This window comes from Mesorhizobium muleiense (assembly GCF_900099905.1).
Taxonomy (GTDB): Bacteria; Pseudomonadota; Alphaproteobacteria; order Rhizobiales; family Rhizobiaceae; genus Mesorhizobium; species Mesorhizobium muleiense.
Genome location: NZ_FNEE01000003.1, coordinates 273,968 through 291,287, shown reverse-complemented (window position 1 = coordinate 291,287; position 17,320 = coordinate 273,968). Strand labels below are relative to the sequence as shown.

Below are 17,320 nucleotides of genomic sequence, written 5' to 3'. Positions count from 1 at the left end.
CGTGTCGTTTTGATTCCGAAGTTCGCCTTAATTTCGATATTTCACTCGAAGCGAGCTTCAGAAGCCGCAAAAGTGTTATGGCGGTTTCCGACAGGAATGACGGGCAGTCAAGGCCGGAAAGGAATTTGGCCGGAAAGGAATTTGCCATGGTCGACAAGGCGGATGCAAAAAACCGAACCGCGCTCGACATTCTGGTCGCCGGCGCCGGCTATGTCGGCCTTGCCGCCGCCGTATCGCTGAAACAGGCACGACCGAGCCTGGCGGTCGCTGTCGTCGACGCCGCGCCCGCCGGCATCTGGCAAAAGGACGGCCGCGCCTCGGCGATCGCCGCTGCCGCTTGCCGCATGCTCGACCAACTCGGCGTCTGGGCCGAAATCGCCCCCGAGGCGCAGGCGATCACCGAGATGATCGTCACCGATTCGCGCGCTTCCGATCCGCTGCGCCCGGTGTTTCTCACGTTCGATGGCGAGGTCGCGCCCGGCGAAGCGTTTGCGCATATGGTCGCCAACAGGGATTTGAACGGCGCCTTGCGCCGGCGCGCTGAAACACTCGGCATCGACATCATCGAAGGCGTCGCCGTCAGTGCCTTCGACGTCAACGGTGCCGGCATCACCGTGCATCTTGCCGACGGCGCGACACTGAAGGCGCGGCTGCTGATCGCCGCCGACGGCGTCAACTCGAAGCTGCGCGACATGGCCGGCATCAAGACGGTGAAATGGGACTACGGCCAGTCCGGCATCGTCTGCACCGTCGCGCATGAACGACCGCATAATGGCCGCGCCGAAGAGCATTTTCTGCCAGCCGGCCCGTTCGCCACGCTGCCGCTCAAGCCGGATAAGGACGGCACCCACCGCTCGTCGATCGTCTGGGTCGAGCGGTCGGAAGACGCCGAAAAACTGGTCGACGGCGACGACCTCGTCTTCGAGCACGAGCTGGAACAGCGGTTTGGCCTGAAGCTCGGCGAAATTCGCGTCGCCGACAAGCCGCGCGCCTGGCCGCTCGGCCTGACCATCGCCCGCCATTTCGTCGCGCCGCGCATTGCGCTCGCCGGCGACGCCGCCCACGGCATCCACCCGATCGCCGGCCAGGGCCTCAATCTCGGTTTCAAGGATGTGGCGGCGTTGGCCGAAGTGGTGGTCGAGGCCGACCGGCTCGGCCAGGATGTCGGTGCGCTCGACGTGCTCGAACGCTACCAGCAGTGGCGGCGCTTCGACACGCTGCAGATGGGCATCACCACCGATGTCCTGAACCGGCTGTTTTCCAACGACATCGGCCCGTTGCGCGCCGTCCGCGACATCGGCCTCGGTCTCGTCGAACGCATGCCGCGGCTGAAGGATTTCTTCATCCGCCAGGCGTCCGGTCTGTCCGGCGACACGCCGAAACTGCTCAAGGGCGAGGCGATCTGAACCCGACTGACGGGCCGGCATCACCTGAATATCAGCACACCCTTAGTTGACCTCGAAGCCGAGCTTCTGGCGCAGCCGCAGTATCCTCTGGTCGGATATTTTTAGGGGTTGCTCACCAGCCTGCGCCGCGCGGTTCACCATCTGCAGCAAATCGTTTCGCTCAGTCACATCGAGACGTTCGCGCAGGAACGGCGCCAGTTTGTCGATGACGATCGTGGCATCGTCGATCTGGGACGCCGCCCATTTGGCGTAGACCACGGCCTCATCGGTCTTCTTGTCGTCTGCAATCTCCGAAATCACCGACCGAACCACGGCTTCGCGCTGCGGCAGGACAGGGCCGTTCTCGGAAATGATTGCGGTGATCAGCGTCGCGGCCGCCACGACCGGATCGTCGATCGCCGTCAGCGGTGAGAGCGCCGCCTGATTGCGCAACCTCTTGCGCCGAATGTTGCCTTGCACCCGCCCGACGACGTCCGCGACCTCGCGCGCCGCATCGTTCATGGCCTTCATCCGATACCACCAGAACGCCGCCACTCCCAACAGCCCAATTGCGGCAATCAGTATATGCATGCCCGAAATCCCCCAACCGCAGCGACGATAGGAGAAGTGCTGTCTCGCTTCAACACGCAAAAGTTGCGCCCGCCGAAGAAATCGATTCCGCCGGACGCAACCGGAATAATGTTCAGGATCCCGGCACGTTGTAGATCGCCCTGACCTCGATCGTGCCGATTTCGGCCAGCGGGATCCCGCCGGCAATCTCCAGGGCCTCGTCGATATCCGCCGCCTCGATCATGACGAAGCCGAGCAATTGCTCCTTGGTCTCGGCGAAGGGACCATCGGTGATCAGCCGCTTGCCCTTGCGCCGGCGCACGGTTTTCGAGGTTTTTACCGATTGCAGCGCCTGCGCGATGATCAGCCGGCCGCTTTGCTCCACCGATTTGTCATAGGCGAGCGAGTCGGCGTCGAGCCTGGCCAGCCTCTCCGGGCTCATCGCGTAAAGCTCTTTTTCCTCACCATAGACCAGGCAAACGTATTTCATCTGTCATCTCCTTGTTGGGACGAACCGTTGGCGGCCAAGGTCCTAGCCGGGCTTTTGACCGCCGCATGATCGAGAAGGGATACCGCAACCCCTATCATGGCGACCGCAGCAAGCAGTCGACCGAAACCGGAAAATTGCCGATCCAACCAGTCGGCTTCCTGTTCAGCCGCCTTTCGGCAGGTGTCTCTCCAGTGAGCAGAAAACAGATTATTCATGGTGTCCTCCATTCGGCCACGAAACCCGTGGCCGCCCGCAGGACGGCCGAGGCAGATGGAAGTCGACATTTTTGCACACGGTTTTTTTTGCGACTGGCCATTGGCGCGAAAGCACGGGTGGCCTTCGTGCCCGCGCGCGCTATAGTCGACCAGACGCCGATCACGGCTCAGCCACCACAATCAAGGAGGAATTCATGGACCGCACCGCAAACGCCGTCTGGAAAGGCAATCTGAAAGAGGGCAACGGCACGCTCGACACGCAGAGCGCGGCTCTGAAAGCCACGCCCTACTCGTTCAAGGCGCGGTTCGAGGATGAAAGCGGCAAGGCCGGCACCAATCCGGAGGAACTCATCGCCGCCGCGCATGCCGGCTGCTACGCCATGCAGTTCTCTCACTTCCTGGCCGAGAACGGCACCCCCGCCACCGAACTCGACGCCAAGGCGGTGGTGACGCTGATCCCTGGCACGGGGATCACAGGCAGCGCGCTCACGGTGGTCGGCAAGGTGCCGGGCATCGATGCGGCGAAGTTCCAGGAGCTGGCCGAGAAGGCCAAGGCCGAATGCCCGGTCTCGAAGGCACTCGGCGCCATAAAGGTTTCGCTCGACGCCAAGCTCGGCTGAGCAGATGGCATGAGGTGATAAACGCCGGCTCCAGGGCCGGCGTTTTCATTTGTGGGGCGTAGGCGATCCTTCACGTCCCTCCAACGCCTCAATAGGTCATCAGCGTCCGTCGCCGGTCAGCGCGTCGATGCGTGCGCGCATCTGTGCGACCTCTTCCTCGAGAGCCTGCACGCGCGCTTCGAGATCCGAGGCCGGCGAAGGCGCTTGCAAGGGCGCTGCGGCAGCCGACAGCTGCACCGGCCCGCCCAGGAGATGCACATAGCGGTCCTCACGCTGGCCGGGACCACGATCGATCTGCTGAACGAGCGGCGGCTTGCGGCCGATCAACAGGTCGAGATTGCTGCGAAGCTCGTCGATGGAGGGCAACCGCGCCATGCGCTCGCTGCGCGCCAGCAATTCATAGGCGGTCTGCGGACCGCGCAGCAACAGCAGCCCAAGCAGCGCAATCTGCGCCGAGGTCAGCGAAAAGCGCTGCGCGACGACATGCTCGTAGCGCTCGACACGCGAGGCAAAGACCTGCCTGACCAGCCCCTTGTGCTCGAGTTGGCCAAGCGCTCGTCTCACCTCGACAAGCTCGACCGACATCACCGGCTCGCGCGCCGTCTTCTGGTTGGCGGCGGCAAGTGCCGCATTGAGCGTCAGCGGGTAGATGTCGGGCGTCAGTTCCTTCTTTTCGATCAGGCAACCGAGCACGCGCGCTTCGACGGGAGAGAGGATGGGGAGTTCGGTATCGGTCATGGGTCGGCTTCCTTTGAAGTCGGCGGGACAGCGCCGGCGCGAAGGATCACTACCGACGAGATGATCCCTGCAGCAACCCCCGTCCGAAGCTAAACCCTTCTCTCCACCATCATCTTCTTGATCTCGGCGATCGCCTTGGCCGGGTTCAGCCCCTTGGGACAGGTCTGGGCGCAGTTCATGATGGTGTGGCAGCGATAGAGCCGGAACGGGTCTTCGAGATTGTCGAGCCGTTCGCCCTTGGCCTCGTCCCGGGAATCGATCAGCCAGCGATAGGCCTGCAGCAGCGTCGCCGGACCGAGATAGCGGTCGCCGTTCCACCAATAGCTCGGGCATGAGGTCGAGCAGCAGGCGCACAGGATGCATTCATAGAGCCCGTCGAGCTTTTCGCGGTCCTCATGGCTCTGCAGCCATTCCTTGGCCGGCTCGGGCGACACCGTCTTCAGCCACGGCTCGATCGAGGCGTGCTGGGCATAGAAATTGGTCAGGTCGGGCACCAGGTCCTTGACCACCGGCATATGCGGCAGCGGGTAGACCTTGATCGCGCCGGAAATGTCATCGCAGCCCTTGGTGCAGGCGAGCGTGTTGGAACCGTCGATATTCATGGCGCAGGAGCCGCAAATGCCCTCGCGGCAGGAGCGGCGCAGCGTCAGCGTCGGGTCGATCTTGTTCTTGATGTAGAGCAGAGCGTCGAGCACCATCGGCCCGCAATCGTCCATGTCGACGAAATAGGTGTCCATGCGCGGGTTCTCGTCATCGTCCGGCGACCAGCGGTAGATGCGGTATTCCCGCAGATTGGTCGCACCCTCCGGCTTCGGCCAGGTTTTTCCGGCCTTGATCTTCGAGTTTTTCGGAAGGGTGAGTTCGACCATTATCTCAGGTCCTTTCGGATGACGAGCTTCAGCCCTGACCAAGTCCCGTTTACCGCGGCCATCATCAATACACCCTGGCCTTGGGCGCGATCTTGGCCAGGTTGATGCCGCCGTCTGCTTCCCTGAGCAGCGGCTCGGTGTGCACCGGCCGATAGCTGAGCGACACCTCGCCGGCCTCGCTGAGCCGGGACAGCGTGTGCTTGCGCCAGTTCGCATCGTCGCGCGCCGAAAAATCTTCTCGCGCATGCGCGCCACGGCTCTCCTTGCGCGCCTCGGCGGCGTAGACCGTGGTGATGGCGTTGGCCATCAGGTTTTCCAGCTCCAGCGTCTCGACCAGGTCGGAATTCCAGATCATCGAGCGATCGAACACTTTTACGTCCTTGAGCTCGCCCCAGATCTGCGAAATGCGCTTGCAGCCGCTTTGCAGCGATTCCTGGGTGCGGAACACCGCCGCATCGTCCTGCATCGCCTTCTGCATCTTTTCGCGCAAGACCGCCGTCGGCGTCGAGCCATTGGCGTGACGCAGCCGGTCGAAGCGGTCCATGATCCTGTCGACCGAGGCTTCGTTGGGCGACGGGATCGCCGCGTTGCGGTCGATCACCTGGCCGGCCCGGATCGCCGCCGCGCGGCCGAACACCACCAGATCGATCAGCGAGTTGGAGCCCAGCCGGTTGGCGCCGTGGACGGAGGCGCAGCCGGCTTCGCCGACCGCCATCAGCCCGGGCGACACCTGGTCCGGGTTCAAGGCGGTGGGGTTGAGCACCTCGCCCCAGTAGTTGGTCGGCACGCCGCCCATATTGTAGTGGACCGTCGGCAGCACCGGGATCGGCTCCTTGGTCAGATCGACGCCGGCAAAGATCTTTGCCGACTCCGAAATACCCGGAAGCCGCTCGTGCAAGACGGCCGGATCGAGGTGGTCGAGGTGGAGGAAAATATGGTCCTTGTTCTTGCCGACGCCGCGTCCCTCACGGATCTCCAGCGTCATGCAGCGCGAGACCACGTCACGCGAGGCAAGGTCCTTGGCCGACGGCGCATAGCGCTCCATGAAGCGCTCGCCCTCTGAGTTGACGAGATAGCCGCCTTCGCCGCGCGCGCCCTCGGTGATCAGGCAGCCGGCGCCGTAGATGCCGGTCGGGTGGAACTGCACGAATTCCATGTCCTGCAGCGGCAACCCGGCCCGCGCCGCCATGCCGCCGCCATCGCCGGTGCAGGTGTGCGCCGAGGTCGCCGAGAAATAAGCACGGCCATAGCCGCCGGTCGCCAGCACCACCATTTTTGCCGAAAAGCGGTGGATGGTGCCGTCGTCGAGGTTCCAGGCGACGACGCCGGTGCAGGTGCCATCCGGCTCCATGATCAGGTCGAGCGCGAAATACTCTATGAAGAACTGCGCGTTGTTCTTCAGCGACTGGCCGTAGAGCGTGTGCAGGATGGCGTGGCCGGTGCGGTCGGCGGCCGCACAGGTGCGCTGTACCGGCGGGCCGTCGCCGAAATTCATCATGTGGCCGCCGAACGGCCGCTGGTAGATCTTGCCCTCTTCGGTGCGCGAGAACGGCACGCCGTAATGCTCGAGCTCGTAGACGGCGGCGGGTGCTTCGCGCACCAGATATTCCATGGCGTCGACGTCGCCGAGCCAATCCGATCCTTTCACGGTGTCGTACATGTGCCACTGCCAGGAATCGGGGCCCATGTTGGACAGCGAGGCGGCGATGCCGCCCTGAGCGGCGACAGTGTGCGACCGCGTCGGGAAAACCTTGGTGATGCAGGCGGTGCGCAGGCCCTGTTCGGCCATGCCGAGCGTGGCGCGCAGGCCGGCGCCGCCGGCGCCGACCACAACCACGTCGAATTTGTGGTCGACATAGCTGTAGGCGGACGCCGTGTTGGCGTTGTTCGCGTCCTTGGCCAAAATTTCAGCCTCCAAATGCCAGTTTGAGCAGGGCGAAGATCGAGGCGACGCCGACCACTACGGGAAAGAATGTGTTGAGGGCGAGCAGCGCCAGCCTCATGCCCTCGCCATGCACATAATCCTCGATGATCGCCTGCATGCCGAGCCGCATATGGTAGAGCCCGGACAACAGCACCAGGGCCAGGACCAGCGCCACGAACGGGTTGGCAAGTGCGGCGCGCACTTGCGCATAGCCGGCGCCGTTCAGCGCGATCAGAAAGCCGACGAAGAACAGGATCAACGGAATGTTGGCGATCGCCGTCAGGCGCTGGCGCCAGAAATGCTCCGTGCCCTCGCGGGCGGAGCCGAGGCCGCGGACCTTGGCCAGCGGCGTGCGCATGTCGGTGTTGTGGTGGCTCACGATCAGGCTCCCCGCGCCATGTAGCCGGCGATCCAGATCAGCAGCGTCAGTACGACCGAGCCGGCCAGCGTCGCCCAGGCGACCCTGGAGGCGGTGTCCTTTTCAAGACCGGCCCCGGTGTCCCAGATCAGATGGCGCACGCCGCCCAGCATGTGGTGCATCAGCGCCCAGGTATAGAACAACAGCACCAGCCGCCCCAGCCACGAGCCGAAGGCCCAGTTGACGGCATCGAAGGTGGATTGCGAGCTCGCCGCCGCCATCAGCCACAGCGCGACCAGCAGCGTGCCGAAATAGAGCGCCCCGCCGGTGATGCGATGGATGATCGACATCGTCATCGTGATCGGCGGTCGATAGACGGTCAAATGCGGCGACAGCGGCCGTTCACGTCTGGCAAATTCGCGGGTGGCTGGTGATTTGCTCATGGCTCCCCCAGTTCGGCGTCTCTGGAGCCCCAGGTGGAAATGCGGCATTACCGCTTCCGGTTGCGACTTTGGACAGCCCGGTTTCTAATGCTCTTTTTGCACCGCGTCAAAGCCGGAAAATCGTTTCGAAAACCTAATTTAGTCTGACAAAAGGCAGTGTTTGGCTTCAATCGATTAGGGCGCGATCCAAAGCCGGCGCAACGTTCGCTGCAGCGCGGTATATGGTTTCGGTCCGGCGGCTTGGGGCATGTTTGAGATTCAGGTCAGGCCGCGCCGAAAATGGTGAATGCCGAGAACCGGAGCGGGGCGTACTTTCGGGTACGTGAGCACCGGAAGCGCAGGGATCCACCATTTGCAGACCGGCCTTACCTGAATATCGGCATGCCCCTAACGCTTGCAGGTCAGCGGCGTCCTCCCGCCCTTCATCACCAGCGCGTCGCGCCCGTCGATCACGATTGCGTCATGCGCCGCGCCGAAGCGGCTATTTTGATTGGCTGGCGAGGCCGGCAGGTCCTCGCTGGCGCCGTCCGGGCCAAGCACCCGCACCGAAGTGCCGAGGTTTTCGACGGTGATCCTGGCGCCGTCGGCGCAAGTATAGGTCGCGGTGCGCGGCTGCGGTGAATCGGCGAGCGGATTTCCGGCCTTCGGCGCATTGGTCTGAGACACGCAGGCAACTGTGGTCAGCAATGGACAAAGGGCCAGCGTCACCCGAAACGTCCGGCCTAACGCCATATGCTGCCTCCCTGCGCGTCAATCCAGCCGCGATGCTTTGCCAAGATCACCGATGTTGCGCTCGGCGCCGGCTGCGATGGTGGCGGCAAGCATGGCCGAAAGATGGCCGCGGATATTAACCATGTTTGCCGAGACCTGGCGGCCAGCAGGGCTGGCCACTTAACAATGGTTAAGAAAAGGTTAATTTGTGATTCGAGCAAGACTCGGCCTCTAACAAATGGGGGACGCCATGCGTTCGAATTCAGCCAGATCGCGCCTTCGGGCGCCCCTCTCGATGGCCATCGTCCTGGTGGCGGTGGCCATCGGCTTCGCAGCGCCGGCACGCGCCGGGACGCGCGACCGCGTCTATGCCGATTCGTTCGGCAATCTCGTCATCGAGAGCGCCGCCGGCTACAAGCGCATCCTCGTTGGCGAGGGCGAATTGGCCAAGGAAATGTCGGATTACGTCGGCGCCGGCCGGCCCAAAATCGTCTATCAAGACGAACCGGACGATGTCAGCAGCCGCGACTGCTACAGGCCGCCGGTTTTCGTCAAGGGCCGCAGCTATATGTACGGGCTTTCCGACGGCGAGATGCCGGAGCTTAGCCCCTGCCGCTGATCTTCGGCCCGGCATTGGCGACAGCCGGCTGCCGGGCGGCGATTGATCCTATCGAGATCCGCACGCAATTGCGTCCGCTGCCCTTCGCTTGATAGAGCGCTTCGTCGGCGCGCCGCAGCAGGTCGGAAAAATTCTCAGTCGGGTGGAGCTCGGCAACGCCGAAGCTGGCGGTGCAACGATGGTTCGCCGGCAGACAGTCGATCGGCAACGCCCCGAAAGCGCTGCGCGTGCCTTCGGCGAAGAGCCGCGCGGCGGCGAGGTTGGTTCCCGGCAGGATGATGGCGAATTCCTCACCACCGATGCGGCCGGCGACGTGATGCTTGGCGGCCGCATCACGCAGGAAGCCGGCAAAGGCCTCGATGACCCTGTCGCCGGATGCATGGCCGAAACTGTCGTTGATGCTCTTGAAATGGTCGAGGTCGGCGATGACCAGCGCGACCGGAATACCCCTGCGCACGGCGTCACGCATCGCAAGCTCGGCATGACGCTCGAAGCCGCCACGGTTGAGCAGCCTCGACAGCGTGTCCGTCTCCGACTTCGACGTCGCTTCGGCGAGCACGTCGCGGACCAGAATGATCAGGATGAGAAGCGCGATTGTCATGGCAAACACCGTGCCAAGCGATTGCGACACCAGAGCGTAGTTGCTCTGCAGATAGGCCTGCGGATTGGCTCCCCAGCCGCCCATGGCATGGGCGATGAACGGCTTGCTCACGAATTGCAGGGCGCTGGCCGCCAGGACGGCCATCAGCGCATGGTCGAGCCAGTCGCGTCTTTGCCTTGACGACCAGACGATGCCGACGCCGACGAACTGCATGGCGGCATAGGGAAGCTGGTAGGCCATCATGCGGGCAAGCGACTGGCGCGGCAGATCCTGCACGAAATACACGGCCACGGTGGCCGCAAACAGGAAGACGAGCATCGGCACCCAAGGCGGCGCCACGCCGTATTTATGGGCAAGCCCGCCATTGAAGGCGATGGTGGCGCCCAGGAAAACGGCGAAGCCCGCGACGACTGCGGGTCGTGCATTGTCGAAGAGCGGAATGCTGAACTCGATGGCGAAATAGGCCATCCCGAGCAGATAACCGAAGACCAGCCAGCGCGCCGGCGCGCGCGCCACGTCGTTGAACGATATGGTCATGAAGGCGGCCGCCAGCAGGCCGGCGACGAGCAGGTTGATTGCAAGGATGAACTCTGCGCCGCCGCCCATGTGGTCTTTCACACTCCCTGCGACAGCAAATCACGAACGGGCGAAAAAGACGTTAACGTGGGCGTAGGACGGAATGCGCTCGAATTGAACCGCGCACCCCGCGCTGTTTGTTTGTTTGGCGCGATTTCTGCGGCGCCAAGCGATTCCTTGGCTGCAAATGCTCTAGACGAGGACGATCAGCCGGCTTTGAGCGGCTCCACGACCAGCGCCGTTTCCGACCGTCCATGGGGCGACCGTTCATAGGATAGCCGCACGCTGTCGCGGCCGTTCCGTTTGGCCTTGTAAAGTGCCTCGTCGGCGCGGCGCATCAGCGGCTCCAGCCCCTCCTCGCCGGTGCGGGCCGCCACGCCGAAGCTCGCCGTTACTCTTGTGCCGGGCAGAAGCCCGTCGACGCTGCCTGCCGAATAGACCGTGCGAATGGCTTCGGCAAACAGCCTTGCCGCGCCAAGGTCGCTCAGTGGCAAAAGCACGGCGAACTCCTCGCCACCGATGCGGCCGGCGACGCAGCTGGTGCCGGCAGCCGATCGAAGCTTGGCGGCGAAATCGGCGATCACGCGATCACCCGCCGCATGCCCGTGCAGATCGTTGACTGCCTTGAAGTGATCGAGGTCGGCGAGCACCAGCGCGACCGGCAGTTTGGCGGTGGCGCAGTGCCGCAGGAGATGCGTGGCGCGTTCCTCGAAGCCGCGCCGGTTAAGCAGGCCCGACAGCGGGTCGGTGTACGCCTCGGCCTTCAGCGTTTTCATCACGTCGAGCGCAGCCGCGCAGAACAGGCTAAGCGCGATGAGCAGCGACAGCAGCGCATGCGACAGCAGCGCCGTCGTCCAGTAGGACGAGGCATAGAACCCGTCATAGCTTTGGTAGGGCCCATGCGCGATGACGATAACGAGGGTGCGCGCGACGAAATTCAGCCCGGAAAGCAGCGACAGCACGAACAGCATCATTTCCGTCGGGCCCCTGTCGCGCACCACGCGCAGTTCGGCGGCGACAACCAGGCTGAGCCCGCCGAAAGCGAAATTCATCGCCAGGATTCGCCAGGTGAGATCGGGCTGGATGAACATGAACCAGCAAAAAGCGGCCAGGCCGCTGCTCGCCAGAAAGCCGATCGCAACAAAGGGCACGCGCCGTCCATAGCGTGTCACAATCGCGCCGGCGAGACCACTGGCGGCAATCGTGAAGCAGGTGACGGAGAGCAGTTTGGTCGGCGCCATGCCGATGGGCAGGGTGAAGTACTGCAGCAGGAAGCCGGCCGCCGAAAGCCAGTAACTGGCGGCGAGCACAGCCAGATAGGGGCAGTGACGCTGATAAAACCACAGCACGAGAAACACCGCGCCGAGCGCAAGCGCGATCGTCGGGTTGAGCAACCCTGTCAGCAGACCGTTGTCCAAAGGACCGTGAACCCCCACGCTTCCGTGAGAGAGACCTTAGGGCGCAAGCCCCAACAAGCGGTTAAGCAAAGTCGAATATGCGCGAGGCTGCCATGAAGCCGCTGCACGGAACTTGAAACCGCGACCGGCGTTTTCCAGCAGCAATCGATGGAGACGCTTTCATGGCCGATACGATCATGCTGACCGACCACGAGGCAATTCGCTCTTGGGCCGCGTCACGTGCCGGATTTCCGGCAATCGTCGATGTATCGCCCGAAACAGGCACGCAAGCCATGCTGAGGCTGGTTTTCGGCCAGCATGCCTATCAGGACCAGGACCAGGCCGAACGCCCGGCCAACGCCGGCGGCTACGAACTGGTCGAATGGGACGAATGGTTCAAGCTGTTCGACGAACGGCAGCTGGCGCTCGTGGTGGCAAAGGATGAACCCGGCCGCCGTGAGCAATTCCACGAATTCGTCAGGCGCCCGGCGTGAAGAGAACCCGAACCGCATCGCGGTTCGGGTTCTGGCAACTCGTCAGCGGGTTATTTCCACTCGCGGATGTCGACGAAATGGCCGGCGATCGCCGCCGCCGCCGCCATCGCCGGCGACACCAGATGGGTGCGGCCCTTAAAACCCTGGCGGCCCTCGAAATTGCGGTTCGAGGTCGAGGCGCAGCGCTCATGCGGCTTCAGCCGGTCGTCGTTCATGGCAAGGCACATCGAGCAGCCCGGCTCGCGCCAGTCGAAGCCAGCGGCGACAAAGATCTTGTCGAGACCTTCGGCCTCCGCCTGCTCCTTGACCAGACCGGAGCCCGGCACGATCATCGCATCGACGTGAGGGCTGACTTTCTTGCCCTCGACCACCTTGGCGACAGCGCGGAGATCCTCGATGCGGCCGTTGGTGCAGGAGCCGATGAAGACGCGGTCGAGCGCGATATCGGTGATCTTGGTGCCTGGGGTCAGGCCCATATAGTCGAGCGCGCGCTGCTTGGACGTACGCTTGTTCTCATCGGTGATATCGTCTGGGTTCGGCACGATGCCCTGGACCGAGACGACGTCCTCGGGCGAGGAGCCCCAGGAGACGATCGGCGGCAGTTTCGCCGCGTCAAGCACGACCACCTTGTCGAAATGCGCGCCCTCGTCGGACTGCAGCGTCTTCCAGTAGGCGAGCGCGGCGTCCCATGCCTCGCCCTTCGGCGCGCGCGGCTTGTCCTTGACATAGGCGAAGGTTGTCTCGTCAGGCGCGATCAGGCCGGCCCGGGCACCGCCCTCGATCGACATGTTGCAGATGGTCATGCGGCCTTCCATGGACAGCGCGCGGATCGCTTCGCCGGCATATTCGATGACGTAGCCGGTGCCGCCGGCAGTGCCGATCTCGCCGATGATCGCCAAAATAATGTCCTTGGCGGTGACGCCTTCCGGCAGCACGCCGTCGACGCGCACCAGCATGTTCCTGGCCTTGCGCTGGATCAGCGTCTGCGTGGCCAGCACATGCTCGACTTCCGACGTGCCTATGCCGTGCGCCAATGCGCCGAAAGCACCATGCGTCGAGGTGTGGCTGTCGCCGCAGACGATGGTCATGCCAGGCAGCGTAAAACCCTGCTCAGGACCGATGATGTGGACGATGCCCTGGCGGATATCCTTCTCGGAATAGTATTCGACGCCAAAATCCTTGGCGTTCCTGGCCAGCGCCTCGACCTGGATGCGGCTTTCCTCGTTCTTGATGCCGAACTTGCGCTCGGGCGAGGTCGATACATTGTGATCGACCACGGCCAGCGTCTTTTCCGGATGGCGGACCTTTCTGCCGGTCATGCGCAGGCCTTCGAAAGCTTGCGGGCTGGTCACTTCATGGACGAGGTGACGGTCGATATAGAGCAGGCAGGTGCCGTCGTCCTGGCGGTCGACGACATGGTCGTCGAATATCTTGTCGTAGAGGGTGCGCGGTGCGCTCATGTGCGTAAATCCGTCGATATGAAAATGGGAAGCGACTAGCGCCGGCTAGCCGGCAAACACGGCCTAGCCCGGATATCTCAGCGAAGTCGGCTGGTCAGAGCGCCGGAAACGCGCGCCGAGAACCGCGACGGCAGGCGTTTTCTGTCCTGCAGCACGAACCCCTTGTAAGCCGGATCGCCAAAAAGCTGTTCCATCGCGTGGCTCATACCAATGTTTTGGCTTTTCGGCAATCGCGGCGGCGTTCGCAGAACCTGGGTTCTGAAAACCGGTATTCAAACCACCTCGAACACAAATGTCTTCACCAGCGCCTCGGGCTCGGCGATCGCGTAGCAGCGGAACCACGGGCTTTCTTCGACCGGCCGCCATTTTTTCGCCTGCTCCAGTTCGTCGAACGTCGCCTGAAACCCGCCGCTCGCAAAAACCTGGTCGCGAACGGTGAAGATGGCGTGGCCGCCCTTCCTGGTGATGCGCACCAGTTCATGCAGGCCGGAGGCCGGTGCATGGCTGATGGTGAACACACCGGTCGAGAAGAAGGCGCGGAAATGCCCATCCGGCCAGGGCAGCGGATCGCCGAGCATCGCCTGTTTCAGCTCGCTGTAAGCCTGCCGGCTGCCGGCGATTTTCAGCATTTCAGCCGACAGGTCGAGCCCGGCGATGTCCTCATAGCCCAGCGCCTTGAGCGACGGTCCCGACAGGCCGGTGCCGCAGCCGGCGTCGAGCAGCGGCCCTTCGCCTGACGGCACATGGCGCGCCACCCAGGCGGCGATCAGGAACGGCAGGAGGTAGCCGAGCGCGGCGGTTTCGCTGTCATAGGTCGCAGCCCAGGCGGCGTAGGCCTTGGCAAGCGCTTCCGGCGTGTCGGCCGTATAGACCGCATCCAGCGCCGCATTGGCTTTGTCGATGTTCATGGAACTGACCCTCCAAAACGTATTGGCCGCAATCGTAGCGCCGCCTTCGCCTGCCGGTTATTGCTCATCTTGGCGGCGCAGCCGCTTCTCCAGCGCCCGCAGGGCCAGCGACAGGCCGACCGTCAGGATGAGATAGATATAGGCGACGATCGAATAGGTCTCGAAGAAGCGGAACGAGCCGGCTGCATAGATCTTGCCCATCTGGGTGATGTCGGCGACGCCGAGCACCGAGACCAGCGAGGAATCCTTGACCATGGCGACGAAATCATTGCCGAGCGGCGGCAGGATGGTGCGGATCGCCTGCGGAAAGACGATCAGCCGAAAACGCTGGGTGCGCGTCAGCCCCAGCGCCTTCGCGGCCTCGATCTGGCCCTTCTCGACCGCCTCGATGCCGGCGCGGAAGACCTCCGAGATGAAGGCCGAATAGCCGATGGTCAGCGCCATGATGGCGCGCCATAGCAACGATACGTCGCGTATCATTAGCTCGCCGAACAGGCCGGCGCTTTGCAGCGGCGCCGTCAGCGCGTTCCATCCCGCGACGAAGGCCGGCGCGCCGGCGAAGGCGATCCAGAACAACAGCACCAGCATTGGCACGCCGCGAATGATCTCGACATAAAAGCGCGCGATCTGGCGCAGCCAGCGCGACCCCGACAGGCCCATCAGCGCAATGCCGAGCCCGATCGCCGAGGCCAGCGCGAAGGCGACCATTGTGACGAACACGGTGATGCCGATGCCCTTGGCAACAGTTGCGAAAACCTGGGCATAGAGGTCGCTTGCGGCGATGAAGATAGCCGCTGCCAGGGCGAGCGCCGCGGCCACGGCGAGCCACCAGGGGAAGTCGGATTTGGCGGTGGAAGCTGCGGGCGTTGCCATCAGGGCGCGCCGACGAACCAACGGCGCGCCAGGCCACCCCCCTCTGGCCTGCCGGACATCTTCCCCTCAAGGGGGGAGATCGGCAGCCTTGACGTCGCCGCCCATTCTGCAACGCTGAAAATTGGCGAAAGCCGATGCGAAAGCCAATCTCCCCCCTTGAGGGGGAGATGTCCGGCAGGACAGAGGGGGGTGCACGGGCGCAGAGTCAGCGCGAGTTCCTGCGCGTCCCGCAACGTCCGCGACAAAAGTCCTACTGCCCCATCTTGTAATCAAGGAACCATTTCTTGTTGAGCGCATCGAGCGTGCCGTCGGCCTTCAGCGCGGCGATGGCCGCATTGACCGGTTTCACCAGATCCGAGCCTTTCGGAAAAATAAAGCCGAAATCCTCGGTGCCGAGTGGTCCGCCGATCAGCTTCAGCCCGCCATTGGACGCCTCGACATAGCCCTTGCCGGCAGTGCCGTCGGTCAGCACGACATCGACGTCGCCGGTCTTCAGCGCCTGCACCGTGGCGCCGAACGTCTCGAACAGTTTTATGCGCGGGTTCTGCTCATTGCCGTCGAGGACGCTGTAGACAGCGGTGTAGAACGGCGTGGTGCCGGCTTGCGCACCGATCAGCCCGTCCTTGAAAGCGCCGAGCGTCTTGGCGTCGGTGAAGCGCTTCTCGTCGCCGCGCACCAGCATGAACTGTTCCGAGCGCATATAGGGGTCGGAGAAATCCACCTTCTGCTTGCGATCGTCCTTGATGGTGATGCCGGTCATGCCGATGTTGTACTGGTTGTCGGAAACTGCCTGGATCATCGCGTCCCAGGAGATGTTCTGGTATTCGACCTGGAAATTCAGCCGCTTGGCGATCTCGTTCATCGCGTCATATTCCCAGCCGATCTGCTTGCCGGTCTTGGCGTCGATGAACTGCAGCGGCGGATAGGCGTTTTCCGTCACCACCACCACCTTCTTGCCGCCGAGATCGGGCAGCGCCTGCGCCAGGGCGGCGACGGGCGCAAGTACCAGAGCCAACAGGCCGGCCAACAGCAGTTTCGATTTGATCATGGTACACCCCGAGCATTTGAACGGCCTCGACATGGTCGAGGCTTGCAGGAAATCCGGCGCCGACTTTAGCTTTCCGCAGGCGCCTTGCAAGCCGGCTTGATGCGGCTTCGCGCAAAAATGGATTCCATGCTTTCACGGCATTACGGAACGATCCGTTTCGATTGCGCACCGGCGGCCCGGCAAAATCGAAACCCATTCCGCGAGGCAAAAAAGGCGGCCGAAGCCGCCTTTCCGAAACATGGTTTTTGAATTCGCCTTATTCGGCGGCAGCGGCTTCCTCGGCCTTGGCGGCCTCGTCGGCGGCCTTCTTCTCGGCGGCTTCCTGCGCGGCCTTCTCGGCGGCCAGCGCCTGGGCGGCTGCCACCTTCTCGGCCTCGATGCGGGCCTTCTCGGCGTTCAGCGCATCGCGCTCCTCATCGTTCAGCTTGCGGGCGCGCACGCCGGTGTTTTCCGAAATGCGGGCCGACTTGCCGCGACGATCGCGCAGGTAATAGAGCTTGGCGCGGCGCACCTTGCCGCGGCGCACGATCTCGACGCCCTCGACCATCGGCGAAAAGACCGGGAACACGCGCTCCACGCCTTCGCCGTAGGAAATCTTGCGAACGGTGAAATTCTCCTGGAAACCGGCGCCGGCGCGGGCGATGACGACGCCCTCATAGGCCTGGACGCGGGTGCGGGTGCCTTCGGTCACGCGGACCTGGACGCGTACGGTGTCGCCGGGCTGGAATTCGGGAAGCTTGCGCTTGGCTTCGATCTTGGCGGCCTGTTCGGCCTCGAGCTGACGGAGGATATCCATCTCTACAAATCCACTTCTTGTTCTTCCGACAGTCAGAGCGTCCGACACTCGCCTTGCAGTTCCATTGACCGCTCGGCTATGCCCTTTGTTCGAGAACATCTGGGTTCGAGAACATCGGGCAGGGGCGACTACACCGTCATTGTTGACGGGTCCGGCAGATTTTCTCCCGGTTCGGCGCGCACATACAGCTATTTCGACGCTTTGTCACGCCTTTGCCGCGTTCTT

The 17,320-nt window shown here is 63.3% G+C and carries 20 protein-coding genes; 4 read left to right on the top strand and 16 right to left on the bottom strand.

Features of this window, described 5'->3' with window-relative positions; genetic code table 11:
* The first annotated feature begins 146 nt into the window (after positions 1-146).
* Complete coding sequence (locus BLT09_RS08960; protein ID WP_091592475.1) at positions 147-1,406, top strand: ubiquinone biosynthesis hydroxylase; 1,260 nt, start codon at positions 147-149, stop codon at positions 1,404-1,406.
* Between the two features lie 42 nt (positions 1,407-1,448).
* On the opposite strand, the gene BLT09_RS08955 is transcribed toward BLT09_RS08960, so the two are convergent.
* The 3 genes from BLT09_RS08955 to BLT09_RS08945 form a co-directional block, all read right to left on the bottom strand.
* Positions 1,449-1,976, bottom strand: coding sequence for a hypothetical protein (locus BLT09_RS08955; RefSeq protein ID WP_091592238.1), 528 nt, complete (start codon positions 1,974-1,976; stop codon positions 1,449-1,451).
* A gap of 112 nt (positions 1,977-2,088) precedes the next feature.
* Positions 2,089-2,445, bottom strand: a complete 357-nt coding sequence (locus tag BLT09_RS08950; RefSeq protein ID WP_091592236.1) for a YciI family protein — start codon at positions 2,443-2,445, stop codon at positions 2,089-2,091.
* A complete protein-coding gene (locus BLT09_RS08945) occupies positions 2,442-2,660 on the bottom strand; it encodes a hypothetical protein (protein WP_091592473.1) in 219 nt (72 codons plus the stop codon). The genes BLT09_RS08950 and BLT09_RS08945 overlap by 4 nt, the downstream gene beginning before the upstream one ends.
* A gap of 194 nt (positions 2,661-2,854) precedes the next feature.
* Here BLT09_RS08945 and BLT09_RS08940 point away from each other — a divergent pair, with 194 nt between their 5' ends.
* Positions 2,855-3,280 (top strand): OsmC family protein, encoded by a 426-nt coding sequence (locus tag BLT09_RS08940; protein WP_091592234.1) that lies wholly within the window; start codon positions 2,855-2,857, stop codon positions 3,278-3,280.
* Positions 3,281-3,379: 99 nt separating this feature from the next.
* Here the strand turns inward: BLT09_RS08940 and BLT09_RS08935 are convergent, their stop codons facing one another.
* The 6 genes from BLT09_RS08935 to BLT09_RS08910 all read right to left on the bottom strand — a co-directional run bounded on the left by BLT09_RS08935 (position 3,380) and on the right by BLT09_RS08910 (position 8,344).
* The gene (locus BLT09_RS08935) at positions 3,380-4,018 is read right to left on the bottom strand and encodes a YceH family protein (protein ID WP_091592231.1); all 639 of its coding nucleotides are present in this window, start codon (positions 4,016-4,018) and stop codon (positions 3,380-3,382) included.
* 89 nt (positions 4,019-4,107) lie between these two features.
* Positions 4,108-4,887, bottom strand: coding sequence for a succinate dehydrogenase iron-sulfur subunit (locus tag BLT09_RS08930; protein WP_023800578.1), 780 nt, complete (start codon positions 4,885-4,887; stop codon positions 4,108-4,110).
* Positions 4,888-4,951: 64 nt separating this feature from the next.
* Positions 4,952-6,790, bottom strand: coding sequence for a succinate dehydrogenase flavoprotein subunit (sdhA, locus tag BLT09_RS08925; RefSeq protein WP_091592471.1), 1,839 nt, complete (start codon positions 6,788-6,790; stop codon positions 4,952-4,954).
* A gap of 4 nt (positions 6,791-6,794) precedes the next feature.
* On the bottom strand, positions 6,795-7,169 hold the full coding sequence (gene sdhD / locus BLT09_RS08920; protein ID WP_268929907.1) for a succinate dehydrogenase, hydrophobic membrane anchor protein: 375 nt from the start codon (positions 7,167-7,169) through the stop codon (positions 6,795-6,797).
* A 23-nt stretch (positions 7,170-7,192) separates the two neighbouring features.
* On the bottom strand, positions 7,193-7,612 hold the full coding sequence (gene sdhC, locus BLT09_RS08915; protein WP_023800581.1) for a succinate dehydrogenase, cytochrome b556 subunit: 420 nt from the start codon (positions 7,610-7,612) through the stop codon (positions 7,193-7,195).
* A 387-nt stretch (positions 7,613-7,999) separates the two neighbouring features.
* Positions 8,000-8,344, bottom strand: coding sequence for a hypothetical protein (locus BLT09_RS08910; protein ID WP_091592229.1), 345 nt, complete (start codon positions 8,342-8,344; stop codon positions 8,000-8,002).
* A gap of 229 nt (positions 8,345-8,573) precedes the next feature.
* Between BLT09_RS08910 and BLT09_RS08905 the strand changes: the two genes are divergently transcribed.
* Positions 8,574-8,942 carry a hypothetical protein gene (locus BLT09_RS08905; RefSeq protein WP_091592469.1) on the top strand — a complete coding sequence of 123 codons (369 nt, stop codon included), beginning with the start codon at positions 8,574-8,576 and terminating at the stop codon, positions 8,940-8,942.
* Here BLT09_RS08905 and BLT09_RS08900 read toward each other — a convergent pair.
* Together BLT09_RS08900 and BLT09_RS08895 are read right to left on the bottom strand one after the other, a co-directional pair.
* Positions 8,926-10,149 (bottom strand): GGDEF domain-containing protein, encoded by a 1,224-nt coding sequence (locus tag BLT09_RS08900; protein WP_091592227.1) that lies wholly within the window; start codon positions 10,147-10,149, stop codon positions 8,926-8,928. The genes BLT09_RS08905 and BLT09_RS08900 overlap by 17 nt on opposite strands.
* 176 nt (positions 10,150-10,325) lie before the next feature.
* Positions 10,326-11,537 carry a GGDEF domain-containing protein gene (locus tag BLT09_RS08895; RefSeq protein WP_091592226.1) on the bottom strand — a complete coding sequence of 404 codons (1,212 nt, stop codon included), beginning with the start codon at positions 11,535-11,537 and terminating at the stop codon, positions 10,326-10,328.
* 161 nt (positions 11,538-11,698) lie between these two features.
* Here BLT09_RS08895 and BLT09_RS08890 point away from each other — a divergent pair, with 161 nt between their 5' ends.
* Positions 11,699-12,010 carry a hypothetical protein gene (locus tag BLT09_RS08890; protein WP_023800585.1) on the top strand — a complete coding sequence of 104 codons (312 nt, stop codon included), beginning with the start codon at positions 11,699-11,701 and terminating at the stop codon, positions 12,008-12,010.
* Positions 12,011-12,060: 50 nt separating this feature from the next.
* Here the strand turns inward: BLT09_RS08890 and leuC are convergent, their stop codons facing one another.
* The 5 genes from leuC to rplS form a co-directional block, all read right to left on the bottom strand.
* Positions 12,061-13,470: a 3-isopropylmalate dehydratase large subunit gene (gene leuC, locus BLT09_RS08885; RefSeq protein ID WP_091592223.1), complete on the bottom strand. Its 1,410-nt coding sequence runs from the start codon at positions 13,468-13,470 to the stop codon at positions 12,061-12,063.
* Positions 13,471-13,742: 272 nt separating this feature from the next.
* Positions 13,743-14,378, bottom strand: a complete 636-nt coding sequence (locus BLT09_RS08875; RefSeq protein ID WP_023800588.1) for a class I SAM-dependent DNA methyltransferase — start codon at positions 14,376-14,378, stop codon at positions 13,743-13,745.
* Between the two features lie 57 nt (positions 14,379-14,435).
* The gene (locus BLT09_RS08870) at positions 14,436-15,251 is read right to left on the bottom strand and encodes an amino acid ABC transporter permease (protein ID WP_091592221.1); all 816 of its coding nucleotides are present in this window, start codon (positions 15,249-15,251) and stop codon (positions 14,436-14,438) included.
* Positions 15,252-15,501: 250 nt separating this feature from the next.
* Positions 15,502-16,299, bottom strand: a complete 798-nt coding sequence (locus tag BLT09_RS08860; RefSeq protein WP_091592465.1) for a transporter substrate-binding domain-containing protein — start codon at positions 16,297-16,299, stop codon at positions 15,502-15,504.
* 256 nt (positions 16,300-16,555) lie between these two features.
* Complete coding sequence (rplS, locus tag BLT09_RS08855; protein WP_023800592.1) at positions 16,556-17,095, bottom strand: 50S ribosomal protein L19; 540 nt, start codon at positions 17,093-17,095, stop codon at positions 16,556-16,558.
* Positions 17,096-17,320: the final 225 nt, after the last annotated feature.